The organism is Fulvivirga lutimaris, assembly GCF_009711525.1.
GTDB classification, from domain to species: Bacteria; Bacteroidota; Bacteroidia; order Cytophagales; family Cyclobacteriaceae; genus Fulvivirga; species Fulvivirga lutimaris.
On record NZ_SMLV01000319.1, the window covers coordinates 1 to 13,934 of the forward strand.

The 13,934-nt window shown below is 37.2% G+C and carries 11 protein-coding genes and 1 pseudogene; 7 read left to right on the forward strand and 5 right to left on the reverse strand.

What is annotated here, in order from left to right; translation table 11 throughout:
- The first annotated feature begins 146 nt into the window (after nucleotides 1–146).
- The gene (gene lysS, locus E1140_RS06525) at nucleotides 147–1,877 is read left to right on the forward strand and encodes a lysine--tRNA ligase (protein WP_155180577.1); all 1,731 of its coding nucleotides are present in this window, start codon (nucleotides 147–149) and stop codon (nucleotides 1,875–1,877) included.
- On the opposite strand, the gene E1140_RS06530 is transcribed toward lysS, so the two are convergent.
- Entirely contained in the window at nucleotides 1,878–4,598 is a 2,721-nt protein-coding gene (locus tag E1140_RS06530) for a putative LPS assembly protein LptD (protein ID WP_155180580.1), read from the reverse strand.
- 100 nt (nucleotides 4,599–4,698) lie between these two features.
- Here E1140_RS06530 and E1140_RS06535 point away from each other — a divergent pair, with 100 nt between their 5' ends.
- On the forward strand, nucleotides 4,699–5,499 hold the full coding sequence (locus tag E1140_RS06535) for an N-acetylmuramoyl-L-alanine amidase family protein (protein WP_246202721.1): 801 nt from the start codon (nucleotides 4,699–4,701) through the stop codon (nucleotides 5,497–5,499).
- A gap of 5 nt (nucleotides 5,500–5,504) precedes the next feature.
- Nucleotides 5,505–6,464: an MlaD family protein gene (locus E1140_RS06540; protein WP_155180586.1), complete on the forward strand. Its 960-nt coding sequence runs from the start codon at nucleotides 5,505–5,507 to the stop codon at nucleotides 6,462–6,464.
- Nucleotides 6,465–6,474: 10 nt separating this feature from the next.
- On the opposite strand, the gene E1140_RS06545 is transcribed toward E1140_RS06540, so the two are convergent.
- Nucleotides 6,475–6,840: a DUF779 domain-containing protein gene (locus tag E1140_RS06545; protein ID WP_155180589.1), complete on the reverse strand. Its 366-nt coding sequence runs from the start codon at nucleotides 6,838–6,840 to the stop codon at nucleotides 6,475–6,477.
- Nucleotides 6,841–6,917: 77 nt separating this feature from the next.
- A complete protein-coding gene (locus E1140_RS06550; protein WP_155180592.1) occupies nucleotides 6,918–8,441 on the reverse strand; it encodes an aldehyde dehydrogenase family protein in 1,524 nt (507 codons plus the stop codon).
- A gap of 146 nt (nucleotides 8,442–8,587) precedes the next feature.
- Between E1140_RS06550 and E1140_RS06555 the strand changes: the two genes are divergently transcribed.
- From E1140_RS06555 to E1140_RS06565, 3 genes are all read left to right on the forward strand, one after another.
- Nucleotides 8,588–9,505, forward strand: a complete 918-nt coding sequence (locus E1140_RS06555) for an AraC family transcriptional regulator (RefSeq protein ID WP_155180596.1) — start codon at nucleotides 8,588–8,590, stop codon at nucleotides 9,503–9,505.
- Between the two features lie 153 nt (nucleotides 9,506–9,658).
- Nucleotides 9,659–11,284, forward strand: a complete 1,626-nt coding sequence (locus tag E1140_RS06560; protein ID WP_155180599.1) for an acyl-CoA carboxylase subunit beta — start codon at nucleotides 9,659–9,661, stop codon at nucleotides 11,282–11,284.
- Nucleotides 11,285–11,348: 64 nt separating this feature from the next.
- Nucleotides 11,349–12,206, forward strand: a complete 858-nt coding sequence (locus E1140_RS06565; RefSeq protein WP_155180602.1) for a transglutaminase-like domain-containing protein — start codon at nucleotides 11,349–11,351, stop codon at nucleotides 12,204–12,206.
- A 2-nt stretch (nucleotides 12,207–12,208) separates the two neighbouring features.
- Here E1140_RS06565 and E1140_RS06570 read toward each other — a convergent pair whose 3' ends face one another.
- Entirely contained in the window at nucleotides 12,209–12,772 is a 564-nt protein-coding gene (locus tag E1140_RS06570; RefSeq protein ID WP_155180605.1) for a redoxin domain-containing protein, read from the reverse strand.
- Between the two features lie 11 nt (nucleotides 12,773–12,783).
- A complete protein-coding gene (locus E1140_RS06575; protein ID WP_155180608.1) occupies nucleotides 12,784–13,422 on the reverse strand; it encodes a 4'-phosphopantetheinyl transferase family protein in 639 nt (212 codons plus the stop codon).
- Between the two features lie 66 nt (nucleotides 13,423–13,488).
- Between E1140_RS06575 and E1140_RS06580 the strand changes: the two are divergent.
- Nucleotides 13,489–13,934 (forward strand): annotated as a pseudogene (locus E1140_RS06580) (WD40 repeat domain-containing protein); the annotation flags it as partial.

Here is a 13,934-nt window from a genome sequence, read left to right on the forward strand (position 1 = left end):
GTATTTTAGATACTTTTAAGTGTTATTTGGTAACCAAAACTTACATGAATAATTTTTGTTATTTCCACATTAGACAATAATACATTCTGCTATTAAAAAAGTCAGATTAAACTATCTTTGCGGCTTTAAGAAAAAAATATAGATCTATGCAATTGAGTGAACAGGAAATAGTTAGACGAGATGCCAAAGCAAAGCTTGAAGAGTTAGGCATTAATCCATATCCTTCGGAACCATTTGAGGTTAATGTTTCAGCAAAGGAAATCTTGGAAAACTATGAACGTAGAAAGATTGATTATAAAAACATCTCAATTGCAGGTAGGATAATGAGTCGTAGAATCATGGGTTCGGCCTCATTTGCCGAAATCCAGGATTCTACCGGAAGAATTCAAATATACTTACGTAGAGATGACATTTGCCCTGATGAAGATAAGACTCTTTATAATACTGTATTCAAGAAGCTTTTAGATATTGGAGATATCATTGGCATTAAAGGTTATGTCTTTACCACGCAAACTGGAGAGACTTCCATTCATGTTACGAGCCTTAAGGTTTTGACAAAATCTTTGAAACCACTGCCCGTGGTTAAGGAGACAGAAGATGAATCAGGGAACGTTGTGAAGCATGATGCCTTTTCTGACCCAGAAATGAGATATAGACAACGATATGTTGATCTTATTGTAAACGGAGATATTAAGGAGACTTTTATCAAAAGAACAAAGCTTGTCAACTCCATGCGAGACTACCTCAATCAAAAAGGGTACCTCGAAGTAGAAACACCAATTCTCCAGCCTTTATATGGCGGAGCAGCAGCCAAGCCGTTTAAAACACATCACAATTCATTAGACATGACTCTTTATTTGAGAATTGCTAATGAGCTGTATTTAAAAAGGCTTATAGTCGGAGGGTTTGACGGGGTTTATGAATTTTCTAAAGACTTTCGGAATGAAGGGATGTCAAGGTTTCATAATCCTGAATTTACCCAAGTAGAGCTTTATGTTGCTTACAAGGACTACAATTGGATGATGAATCTTGTGGAAGAAATGATTGAAAAAGTGGCACTTGATCTTCATGGAACTACTGAGGTTCAGGTGGGTAACAATGTTCTGGATTTCAAGAGACCTTGGAAGAGATATACAATGTTCGAAGCTATTGAACACTTTACGGGTATCGATATCTCCGAAATGGATGAACAGGCATTACGCAAAACCGCAAAAGATTTGAATGTGCCTGTTGATGACACCATGGGTAAAGGTAAGTTGATAGATGAAATTTTTGGTGAGAAATGTGAGGGCAAACTGATTCAGCCAACATTTATAACAGATTACCCAATCGAAATGTCGCCTCTTGCTAAAAAGCACCGAGATAAAGAAGGATTGGTTGAAAGGTTTGAGGCGATTGCCAATGGTAAGGAAATATGTAATGCGTTCTCAGAATTAAATGACCCGATTGACCAGAGACAAAGGTTTCAGGAGCAGCTAGAGCTTGGCAAAAGAGGCGATGAAGAAGCCATGACTTTGGATGAAGATTTCTTGAGAGCGTTGGAATATGGTATGCCACCAACAGCTGGACTTGGAATTGGTATTGATAGGTTAAGCATGATCATGACTAATTCAAACTCAATACAGGATGTTTTATTCTTTCCTCAGATGAAACCGGAGAATAAACCAAAAATGGCTTCGGCTGCTGACTTTGTAAAAATAGGTGTAAGAGAAGAACTTGTCCCAATTATTCAAAAACTAGGCTTCACATCTGTCGATATGTTAAAAGAAGCTAATGCAAATAAGCTTTTTAATGACGTTTGTGGTATGCGGAAGAAAATGAAATTGGATATTAAAAATCCGGATTTAGAAGAGGTTAAGAATTGGATAGTATCTTAATTAGCGATCAAAGAAACTTCTATTTCGATCAATTTTAAGGTCTTGTAGTAGGCTGGACTTTACATGAATGGAAAAGCTATAACTCTGGTAAACACCAAAAGGAGTCCAGTTGAAATCTAGCTGCCAGCAATGTAAATCTCTTGTAATGCCGAACTGTGTTGTCGTTAATTCCTTGCTTTCAAAATCATAGCCAGAATTGTAAGTAATTTTCCATTTCTCTGTGAGAGAAAAATCGCCTGAAAATCTAAGAGTTTGAGTTGTCTTTGATTCTTGAAAGCCTTGTTTCGTGTAATTTAAACTATAGCTCACTCTTAAACTCCAGGGTATATTAAAGTCAACATAGGCGTCAGGATTGTTGATCAAAAATGCTTTATCCGCTTCATTTAAGTTTGACTCCTCAATTTTCTCGTTCGTTGTATTTTCTTTGTTTCTGGCTTTTGGATTTAAGTTTGTACTCAATGCAATATTTGCCTGTTGCAGCTGCCCGAGCCCATCTCCATTATTCCAGGCGTATCTATCTATTCTCCTATCATAGACTGTTTTTACACCAGTATCACTAGTTACAATGCTATCTAATATGTAAACATAAGGATTTATTGTACTGGTGAAATTAATTGATAGCTTATTGTTAAAAACTGAAGTGTTAGCCCTGAGGCTAATATTTGATAGTTTAAACTCTTCAGCAATCAAGTTATAGCTGCTTCCAATAGAAAAGTTTTTTAGTAAAGATACTTTTTCTGCCTTGCCAGTTGTGTCTTTTTTGGTTTTGACTTTCATTTCAAACGTATTGCTCAAGGAAAATCCAATCGATGCACTTTCTCCCTGACTAGCACCTCCATATACAAAGCCCTGATGCCTTGACTGAAGCAGCTCTTCGCCCTCTTCAGTTTCTAACCTTTGAAAGTAATCAAACTTCTCATCACTAAAATCCGGGGTGTACCCTAATGATATATTAGGATTCATAACATGTCGAATGGCTTGTATTTTACTTCCCTTTTTAAAGAAATATGTACCATACAGCCTTGTGTTAATACTCGTCCCAACATTATAGGTTGAAATTCTGTTAAAACCATCCAATGTATCTACAACTACAGCTCTTGTTGGATTATCAGGATCTAAGTCCCATATAAGCTTTTTGAAGTACCACTTCTCCTCGTAGCTTACAGAAGGACTTGCTGTAAAATGCTTTAACATCTTAAAGGACGTACTCATCGGTATAGAGTGACGGATACCATTTCTGGAATTTTTCAAAAAGGTGCTAAAATTATTAAAATCGAATGGCGCAATACTATCTTGACTTGGAGTTTCTTTACTTATACGTCCAAGATTGTTGGTTACTTGATTAGTTCCAACCATAGTATACTTTAAATTTAGCTTGTCTGTTATTCCTAAACCTGAACCAGTCTTACTTTTTAGCGGGTAAATATTCCCCATATTTAATGTGACCGATGGAAGTAGTAGATCTACATCTCGTGTTCTAACATCCTGGTTGTGCCTTGCACTTATACCTAGTGTAAAGGGGCTATTACCAAAGGTCTTAGAATATGATACATTAGAACTTAACTGCCTCGTTGTATTGTCAAATCTGGCGTTGTTGGGATCACCATTAACTCCAAGGAAGTTGTTTTGATTGTAGGTTGCTGTTGCTGCATTTACATTTGCACTAAACCTACTATTGCCCCTCGATTCTGGGTTATGACTCCAAGTCAATCTAAAGTCATTTTGCTTGGACTGGTCCTCAATTTGATCACTTAATCTTATTTGAGTGTAACTAAAATTAATATTTCCATTAAATGAATATCTCTTTTTGTAAGCAGATGAATAATTAATCCCATGCCCTCCTTTAGAATACAAATCACCAGTTACAGTAGCTTTAAAGTAATCACTTACATCAAAAAAGTAACCACCTCCTCTAAGGAAAAAACCACGCCTACTTTCTTCACCATATTTTGGTACTAAAATGCCCGAAGAAGATTCTCTTTTTGATGGAAACATGCCAAAAGGCAGCCATAAGGGTGTAGGAACATCATTAATCTCTAGGTTTGCAGGGCCCGCCACAACTTTATCATTTGGAATAGCTTTAGTTTTCCTTGCTCTAATTCTATAGTGAGGGTGCTCCAAGTTGCAGGTTGTGTATGAATTATCTATACTAAACAATTCATTTTTTGCGTTCTTAAATACAACATCGCTATGCAAATAACCTTCACCTTGCTGAGTGACGACTTCGGAGATTTTAGCTTTTCCAGTCTTGAAGTTATAGGTCATACCTTTAGTTTCATATACTTCACTTCCATTTTTAAAAATAGGAGTGCCCACTTGACGGCCTAATGTGTCTGTTCGTCCGTTGGCATTAATGGTGTTTTTGGTATAGTCGATTTCCACTTGGTCTGCTTCAAGTTCAATAGTTCCATAGGTAATTTGAGCATCGCCATACAGCCGTACAATTTTGGTAGCAACCGAGAAGTTAATAGAATCTCTGGCAGAGTAATTGATAGTTGTCTCAATATCGCCTTTTGGTATTTCTCTGGTTTTGGTAGAATCTTGTAAAGTACTATCGCCAGCGATACTTAAAGTGTCGATAGGTAATTTGGTAGAATCATTTGATATTCTATTGACAGAAGAGGAATCATTATCAGCAATTATTCCATCTTTGACAGAAATATTGTTTTCCGGATTTTGAGCGTATAGCTGATTTATGAAAAATGTACCTAAAACAAGCAAAAAACCGTACTTGACGTGGAGAATGGACTTCAATTTGTATGGCCTATTTTTCGGTTTTAGAGAAAAATTTACAATTTTGTGTAAAGTTATTGTAATAACTTTGAAGAAGCGAAAGAATGTGAAGAATATTGCCATCATTGCCGTTCTCTTAGCAATTACCTTGCTAAACTCATCCAATACAATTAGGAAATCTGATTTTAAGGTAAAAACCGTTGTCATTGATGCCGGTCATGGGGGTCATGACCCTGGTACGCATGGCGATATTAGCAAAGAAAAGGATATTGCTCTGGATGTAGCCAAAAAAGTGGGTTCCTACATTGGTGAATACTTACCTGATGTTAAAGTAATTTATACTCGAGATAAAGACGCTTTTATTGAATTAGAACAACGTGCGGTTATTGCTAATAAGAATAATGCTGATGTTTTTATATCAATTCATGCTAATGCAGTATCAAAAAACACTATATATGGAACTGAGACCTATGTAATGGGAGCTCATAAAACGGAAGGTAATTTTGAAGTAGCTAAAAGAGAAAATAGTGTGATCTTGTATGAAGATGGGTATGAAGAGAAATATGAAGGGTTCGATCCTAATTCTCCAGAATCTCAAATTTTATTTTCGTTAAGTCAAAGTGCATACATCGAAAATAGCTTATACTTGGCAAGTCAAATTGAAGATCAATTTGGAAAAAGGGCTGGCAGAAGAAGTCGTGGAGTTAAACAAGCAGGGTTTTGGGTGCTTTGGAGAACTTCAATGCCCAGTGTTTTGGTAGAAATAGGTTATCTTACCAACCCCAAAGAAGAGAAAGAATTAAATAGCGAATCCGTGCAAGGAAACATCGCATCAGGAATATTCAGAGCATTCAGAGATTATAAAAACGAAATTGAATCCTTAAACTAATTCATGTGAAAATATCAAAGGAACTGAAGGTTGGCTTATTCATGGTTTCAGGTATCGCCATCCTTTATTTAGGATTCAATTATCTCAAAGGGGAAGACTTTTTCTCTTCTAATGATAAGTACTATGCTATTTACCAAAATGTTGATGGCCTAAATGTCTCTAACCCTATAATGATCAATGGTTTTAGTGTAGGGAGAGTTAGCAAAATTAGTTTGCTGCAGAATGATGCAAATAAAGTACTGGTTGAGTTAGATATCAATGGTGATATAGTACTTGGAGATTCTGCTAAGGCCACCTTAAATAGTGACTTCTTAGGTAATAAGTCTATTTCCATTTTTACGGGCAATATTGCCAAACCACTGGAAGGCGGTGACACATTAATAGCCGTTTTAGATAGAGGCATAGCAGATATTTTAGCAGAAAGTGCTCAGCCGGTGGCTAATAACCTTGAGGCCACTATTAAAAAGATTAACCAAGTTCTTGATCAGCTTGGAGGAACAGGGGGTAGAATAGATAGTATATTGATTGACTTTAAAGCAGCATCTGCTGAGTTGAAACCAACAATAGTAGGTACTAGAAGAAATCTAGATTCGGTGATGAGCAGTTATAACTCACTGGCTATTGAGCTTAAAGGGACATTGCGTAAGGTAAATCCTATCCTGAATAATTTCCAATCTCTAACGGATTCATTAAAAGCAGTAGAGCTAAATAAAACAGTTAAAAGTGCTAATAAAGCTCTTGAACAATTGACAGTAGCTATTGAACATTTCTCAACAAGCGAAGGTACTTTGGGTAAATTGATTAACGAAGATTCTCTTTATGTTAATTTGAATCAGGCTGTTGAGAATTTGGATAAATTACTGATCCATTTTAATAATAATCCAAAACACTTTTTATCTCCACTTGGTAAGAGTAAAAAGAAGATTGAGAGGGATAGAAGAAAAGCTGCAAAAAAAGGCAACTAGTTTTAGCTACTTAACTTTCCTTTTCAAGTGACTCCAATTCGTCCATAGTAAATAGTCTGGATCTTATTAGGAAACGAACTCCCATGGGGATCTCTAATGAAAAGCTAGAACCACGGCCAGAAGTTACGTCAAGTGTTAGCTGGGTATGTTTCCAATATTCATATTGATCTTTTGACATGTAGAATGGACAACCATAAATGTTGCCTAGTAAAATGTCACTGTCTCCTATTTTAAAATCTCCGTCTTCAAAGCACATTGGAGATGATCCATCACAGCATCCACCACTTTGGTGAAACATCAAAGGGCCAAATCGGTCCTTCAATTGGTCAACAACTTCAATTGCTGCATCAGTAATTAATATTTTTTTTATATCCATTTTCTATCATTTAATTAATAAAAAATCAGCTCGGTTCAATAGAGATGCCGAGCTGACTATTATCCTAACTTCGTCTGCTAAAAGAATCCTAATTTATTTTTATCATAGGAAATAAGCATGTTTTTAGTTTGGCGGTAATTATCCAGCATCATTTTATGATTCTCTCTACCAAAACCTGATTTTTTATATCCTCCAAATGGTGCATGAGCAGGATATTGATGGTAACAATTCACCCAAACACGACCAGCTTTTATAGCTCTTGGTATTTGATAAATTTCGTGTGAATCTCTTGTCCATAGACCTGCACCCAAACCGTAAAGTGTATCATTAGCGATCTCAATAGCTTCTTCATTGGTTTTGAATGTGGTAACTGCTACTACTGGCCCAAAAATCTCTTCCTGAAAGATTCTCATTTTATTGTGACCTTTGAACACAGTTGGCTGCACATAATATCCATTCTCCAGGCCGGAGTTTAGTTTAGCAGCTTCGCCACCGCATAGCACTTCAGCCCCTTCTTGTTTGCCGATATCAAGATATGATAAGATCTTCTCAAACTGATCATTTGATGCCTGAGCACCCATCATTGTGTCTTCAGCCAATGGATGCCCCATTTTTATGGCCTTGGTTCTTTCCACAACTCTGGCTAAGAATTTGTCAGCGATATCTTCATGCACTAATATCCTACTGGGGCAGGTACATACTTCACCTTGGTTTAAGGCAAACATTACTGCACCTTCTACACACTTATCAAAGAACTCGTCATCAGCATCACCAATACTTTTCATAAAAATATTGGGCGATTTGCCTCCAAGTTCCATTGTAACAGGAATTAGGTTTTCGCTTGCATATTGCATAATCAACCTCCCTGTGGTGGTTTCTCCTGTAAATGCAACTTTAGCAACCCTTGAAGAGGTAGCAAGAGGTTTACCAGCCTCAGGGCCATAACCCGTTACGGTATTCAAAACGCCTGCTGGAACGATATCTTTTATCAGTTCCATAAGTACCATAATGCTCGTAGGTGTTTGTTCTGCTGGTTTTACTACTGTGCAGCAGCCTGCAGCCAGAGCTGGAGCAATCTTCCAGGTTGCCATTAGTAACGGGAAGTTCCACGGAATTATTTGTCCTACAACTCCTAGTGGCTCTTGAAGATTAATGCTTATAGTATTAGCATCATGCTCTGACATGGTGCTTTCATCTGCTCTTATAGCACCTGCAAAATACCTGAAGTGATCTACGCACAATGGCAGGTCAGCTGCACGTGTTTCTCTAAGTGCTTTGCCATTGTCAATGGTTTCCACTCTGGCTAGCATTTCTAAATTCTTCTCAATAACATCCGCAATATCAAGTAGAACTTTGGCTCTTGCTGCTGCTGGTGTGGTTGACCATGAAGGAAATGCCTTATGGGCGGCATCTAGCGCTAGATCAATATCTGCTTTATTACCTCTTGCTGCTTTAGTAAAGGCTTGCCCGTCTACTGGGCTTATATTGTCAAAGTATTCACCACTACTTGGAGCTACCCATTTACCGCCAATGAAATGGTCGTAATGTGGTTTGAAAGAAGGCCGATCAACGGCTTTTGATATTTTTTCTAATGTTTCCATAATAATTTAAATTTTCAATTGAATATCAATTTGAGCGTTATATTATCAGAAAACTTTGCTCAGCGTCTACAAACGTTTGCTGAGCATCTAAACATCTTTTTTGTCTTCATTATTGTGTATATTTAGATACTATATCGGATCAGTTTATGGGATATTTAATTGATGCAGTACAGCTAACAAATGAACATTCGCTCTCTACTCTTGTAGAGAACAGAACAGCTTTTTCATTTGATTCCTGTGAAATGAATGTCTTTGAAACGCATCAAAAGGCTCTCAATGTCAATCTGGTATTTAATGATTTTGTACTCACCAGTATGCTGCAAGGTAAGAAGGTGATGAAGCTTGATAGTAAACCAAGATTTGATTACCTCCCAGGGGAGTCAGTCATTGTTGCCCCTGGTGAAAATATGGAAATTGATTTTCCTGAAGCAGCCTCTGGCAATCCTACTCAATGTATAGCTTTGGAAATTTCAAGAGATCTAATTAAATCAACTATGGATCTTTTGAATGAGTATCATCCTAAAGTGATGCAAAGTGAAAGCTGGATGATAGACTCAAAGACCTTTCATCTCATTAATAATATGCAATTGGCCGATACCATCAATCGCATGTTGAAAATTTCGAGATATGAAGAGGGTAAGTCCAAAGACATTATAATTGACCTCACGCTCAAGGAGATGTTGGTTCGATTGATGCAGACGCAGGCTCGAATAATTTTTGAGAAAGATTATAAAGCCCTTAGTGCTAAAAATCCTTTGGCAAACGCCATTTATTATATAAAATCTAATCTTGATAAAAAGCTGGAAATGGAGCACATTGCCAATAAGGCTTGCATGAGTAGAGCAGGTTTTTTCAAAAAGTTTAAAGAAGAATTAGGAGTAACTCCTGCTCAATATATACTTCAGCAGAGGCTAAAGAGAGCAAAACATTTGTTGGAGCATACTGATTATTCTGTTAGCCAAATATGCTACTATTCAGGTTTCGAAAACCTTTCACATTTCATTACTGTTTTTAAGAAGCAATTTGAGAATTCTCCTGGCCAGTATAGGTCTAATATTGCCTAAGAAAGTCTGACATTTATTATTTACCGGCATTAGGTAATATCTTTACTAATACTTACATATTCATTTGAATATCTTTAAAATTGCACATTCGCATTTCAATCGTTTGAAATTGCATTAATCAAGTTTTATACCTAAAAGGAACATCCATTTCTAATGAACATCGAATTCAACAAAAACGAGGATAGCCTAAAACAGTTAATCTATAAACTCAAGGTAAAGTCAGAAAAGACTATGTTGGGGGGAGGTGAGAAAAAGATAGCGTCTCAGCATCAAAAAGGAAAATTGACTGCAAGGGAAAGGGTTAATTATCTAACAGATGAAAATAGTGATTTTCTTGAAATTGGACTTTTTGCTGGTGATGGAATGTATCAGGATGTAGGTGGCTGTCCATCAGGTGGTGTGGTTACTGGTATAGGTTATGTGCAAGGCAGGCAATGTGTTATCGTGGCTAATGACGCGACTGTAAAGGCAGGGGCCTGGTTTCCAATAACTGCTAAGAAGAACCTTAGAGCACAGGAAGTAGCTATGGAAAACAGACTGCCAATTATATATTTGGTTGATAGTGCGGGGGTGTTTTTACCTATGCAGAATGAGATTTTTCCCGACAAAGAGCATTTTGGTAGACAGTTTAGAAATAATGCTAAAATGTCATCTATGGGCATTGTGCAGATAGCGGCAATTATGGGGAGCTGTGTAGCCGGTGGGGCTTACTTGCCTATCATGTCTGATGAAGCCATGATTGTTGATAAAACGGGGTCAATCTTTTTAGCTGGATCTTATTTGGTGAAAGCGGCTATAGGGGAAACCATTGACAATGAAACCCTAGGAGGTGCAACTACTCATTGTGAGATATCAGGTGTTACTGACAATAAATTTGATAATGATGAAGCTTGCCTCGATTATATAAAGTCCATTTTTAATAAAATTGGTGATTTTGATAAAGCAGGTTTTGATAGAATTAAACCTTCATTGCCAAAAGAAAAACAAGAAGATCTCTATGGCATCATCCCTGAAGACAGAGTAAAGCCTTATGATGTAGTTGATGTCATTAAAAGGTTAGTTGATGATTCTGATTTTGAAGAATACAAGAAGGCCTATGGGCAAACTATTGTATGTGGTTATGGCCGGGTAGACGGATGGGCTGTAGGCATTGTGGCTAATCAAAGGAAGGTAGTGAAGAGCAAAAAAGGAGAGATGCAGATGGGTGGAGTGATTTACTCAGACTCTGCTGATAAGGCTGCCCGTTTTATTATGAATTGTAATCAGCGTAAGGTGCCTTTGGTTTTCCTTCAGGATGTGAGTGGCTTTATGGTAGGCAGTAAAGCTGAGCATGGTGGTATTATTAAAGATGGTGCTAAGATGGTGAATGCCATGGCCAATTCGACCGTCCCTAAGTTTACTATAATGATGGGTAACTCTTATGGAGCAGGAAACTACGCTATGTGTGGCAAGGCCTATGACCCTAGACTTATTTATGCATGGCCAACAGCCCAAATAGCTGTAATGAGCGGTGCTTCGGCTGCTAAAACATTACTGCAAATAAAAGTAGCAACTCTTAAGGCCAAGGGTGAAGAGATTACACCTGAAGCTGAGGAAAAGCTTTTGAAAGAAATCACTGATAAGTATAATGAGGAATTAAGCCCTTATTATGCAGCATCAAGGCTTTGGGTAGATGGAATTATCGATCCTCTTGAGACACGTAAGGTTATTTCCATGGGGATTGAAGCTGCCAATCATGCCCCAGTGGATAAATTTAATGTTGGCGTAATCCAGACCTAATTTTAATTGGAAATTAAAGCGTAGTAAATTAAATTCAAGAATTGTAGGCATTAACGTTTAGCATTTGAAAGACAGTGAATTAAAGGCATTGGTATCTTTATTAGATGATGAAGATGGGGGTATCATTTCTCATGTAGAAGACAAAATAAAATCGCTGGGACAAGAAATTATCCCTTTTCTTGAAACGGAGTGGGAAAGCAATCTTAATCCTCTAGTACAAAGCAGGATTGAGGATTTAATTCATGTTTTACAATTTGAGCTGCTTCAGGATAGACTTGTTGAGTGGTTAGATAATGAGCAAGATGATTTACTAAAGGGTCTATGGCTTGTAGCTACCTATCAATACCCAGATTTAGAATACATCAAGCTAAAGCAGGACTTAGAACAAATTTATTATGAGGCATGGCTTGAGTTTAAGCCAGATGCACATCCATTTGATCAGGTTAAGATTCTGAATAGTGTCTTATTCAGCAAACTGAAGTTTGGCGCAAATACTAAAAACTTCCATTCGCCTAGTAACTCCATGATTAATCAGGTGCTGGAGTCGAAAAAGGGAAACCCTATATCGCTTTGCGCAGTCTATATGCTGGTGGCTCAGAAGTTGAAGATGCCAATACATGGTGTTAACCTTCCGAACCTTTTTATACTTACTCATATTGATGATACACATCAGCAGTTTTATATCAATGCATTTAATAGAGGGTTAATTTTCTCGAAAGATGATATTGATAATTATGTTGCTGAGCTAAGAATTAACCCTCAGGAAAGCTTTTTTCAACCATGTGATAATGCCGAAATTATCAGAAGAACGTTAAGAAATTTGATGAACTCTTTTGATAAAATTGGCGACCATAATAAGTGCGAAGAAGTAAAGACACTACTTCATTGTATCTCCAATGGAGACATTAGCGGTTTAGACTAGCCTTACTTTATAGCGCAGCCAATAGGTCGGGTGTTCGGGTTAGTAGCGCCACGCCCGGCTATCAGATTTTCAATATTTAATTTTAGGTAAGCTTCTTTTACATCAGACGCTACCTGTGGATTATTATCTATAGCACCTTTGTAAAAAACACTAAACCCGCTACCACTTGGTTTTAATAGAAATACCTCTGGACTTTTCCTAGCACCAAATGTTTTCCTAGCAGTTCCACTTTTATCAGAGAGATAAGGTATGTTAATGCCCCAGGCTGATATTTTGTTTTTCATCTCAGCTTCAGACTCCTTTTCATCATTATGGCTATTAATCAATATGAATTGAATATCACTGGAATAGTCAGAAACCAGCTGAGTAATTCGACCTTCATAATAAACAGAAAAAGGGCACACATTACTTGTGAAAATTACAACGACTCCTTTTTTACTTTTGAAATCACTTAAAGCTGTCTTTGAGTTAGATTTAACATCAGTTAAGGAAAAATCAGCCACATTTTGACCGTAAGCGTGTCCAGCAGCCAGAATTGATATCAATATAATCACAAGTTTTTTCATGATTCAGTAGTTTAAGAAACATTGTAAGTGAGCACATAATCCTCAGTCACTTTGTATTCTAATTTATGTTTTTTTGTGCTACCATTAACTATGATGTTACCAGTAATTGTGCCAGAGTTAGCATGATCATAAGGTTCAAGTAAGAGGTTCTTAGAAAAAATTAGCCCCCGTTGACCATATATTTTATACAATGTTTCCTTTCCACACCAGGCTTTGCAGAGCATGGTAGTATCATCTTTGATGAATTCAAGCTCTGTTTTAGAAAGAAACCGATGAGCTACTCTTTGCAGTTTTTCTTTGGGCTGCTCAATGTCAATACCTACATCTTTGGTTTTATCAATGATAGCCGCCACATAAGGATACGAGTGACTCAATGATATTTGGTAAGTGCTGTTTCTGAGGCTGGGTTTGCCGTGTTCATCTTTGATTAGGCCTTCAAACTGGCTATCAAATTGCGCGGCCATTAACTTGATAAGAATTCTGGCACTAAGCCATTCAAGTTTTTTATTGTCAACCTTATACAGATTCATTTCGGCAAGTTGCGCTTCCGTTAGGGAGATAAGTTGAAGCAACTGATCCAGATTTTCTGAGATATGCCAGATGCCCACTAATCTAGAAGGGTTTATTTGCTCTATTTTATCCAGCGGCATTTGATTACTTAATGATAACTTGCTTCTTTGTCATAAAATTAACCAATAATTGTTAGCAACCTCTTCATGAATAAGGTAACAGTAAGTAAGCTTGAAACTTACACAGGCCACAAGGATAGCATCTACACTTTAGAGAGGTCACAATTTGATCATATTTTTTTTTCCGGGGCAGGTGATGGCATGGTAGTGAGCTGGGATTTGAAAAATCCGGATAATGGTCAGCTGATTGCGAAATTGCCTAATTCTATTTACGGACTACATCTCATCGATGGGTCAAATATTCTGGCTGTTGGCCACAATTATGATGGCATGCATTTTATTGATTGGGTCAATAAAAAAGAAGTTGGCTCGTTGAAATTTACAGATGCGGCTATCTTCGATGTCACCTCTTATAAAAATCATCTATATGTGGGAGATGCTGATGGCTATTTTAATATTATAGAATTAAATCCTCTTAAAATTTTAAAGAAAATCAGGGTATCTGAAAAGAGTGTGAGAACTCTAGCTGTCAA

What these genes read in the sequence shown, in the direction of transcription:
- lysS (WP_155180577.1), top strand. Translation starts at nt 147, where the DNA reads ATGCAATTGAGTGAACAGGAAATAGTTAGACGAGATGCCAAAGCAAAG.
- E1140_RS06545 (WP_155180589.1), bottom strand. Translation starts at nt 6,840, where the DNA reads ATGGATATAAAAAAAATATTAATTACTGATGCAGCAATTGAAGTTGTT.
- E1140_RS06550 (WP_155180592.1), bottom strand. Translation starts at nt 8,441, where the DNA reads ATGGAAACATTAGAAAAAATATCAAAAGCCGTTGATCGGCCTTCTTTC.
- E1140_RS06555 (WP_155180596.1), top strand. Translation starts at nt 8,588, where the DNA reads ATGGGATATTTAATTGATGCAGTACAGCTAACAAATGAACATTCGCTC.
- E1140_RS06560 (WP_155180599.1), top strand. Translation starts at nt 9,659, where the DNA reads ATGAACATCGAATTCAACAAAAACGAGGATAGCCTAAAACAGTTAATC.
- E1140_RS06570 (WP_155180605.1), bottom strand. Translation starts at nt 12,772, where the DNA reads ATGAAAAAACTTGTGATTATATTGATATCAATTCTGGCTGCTGGACAC.
- E1140_RS06575 (WP_155180608.1), bottom strand. Translation starts at nt 13,422, where the DNA reads ATGCCGCTGGATAAAATAGAGCAAATAAACCCTTCTAGATTAGTGGGC.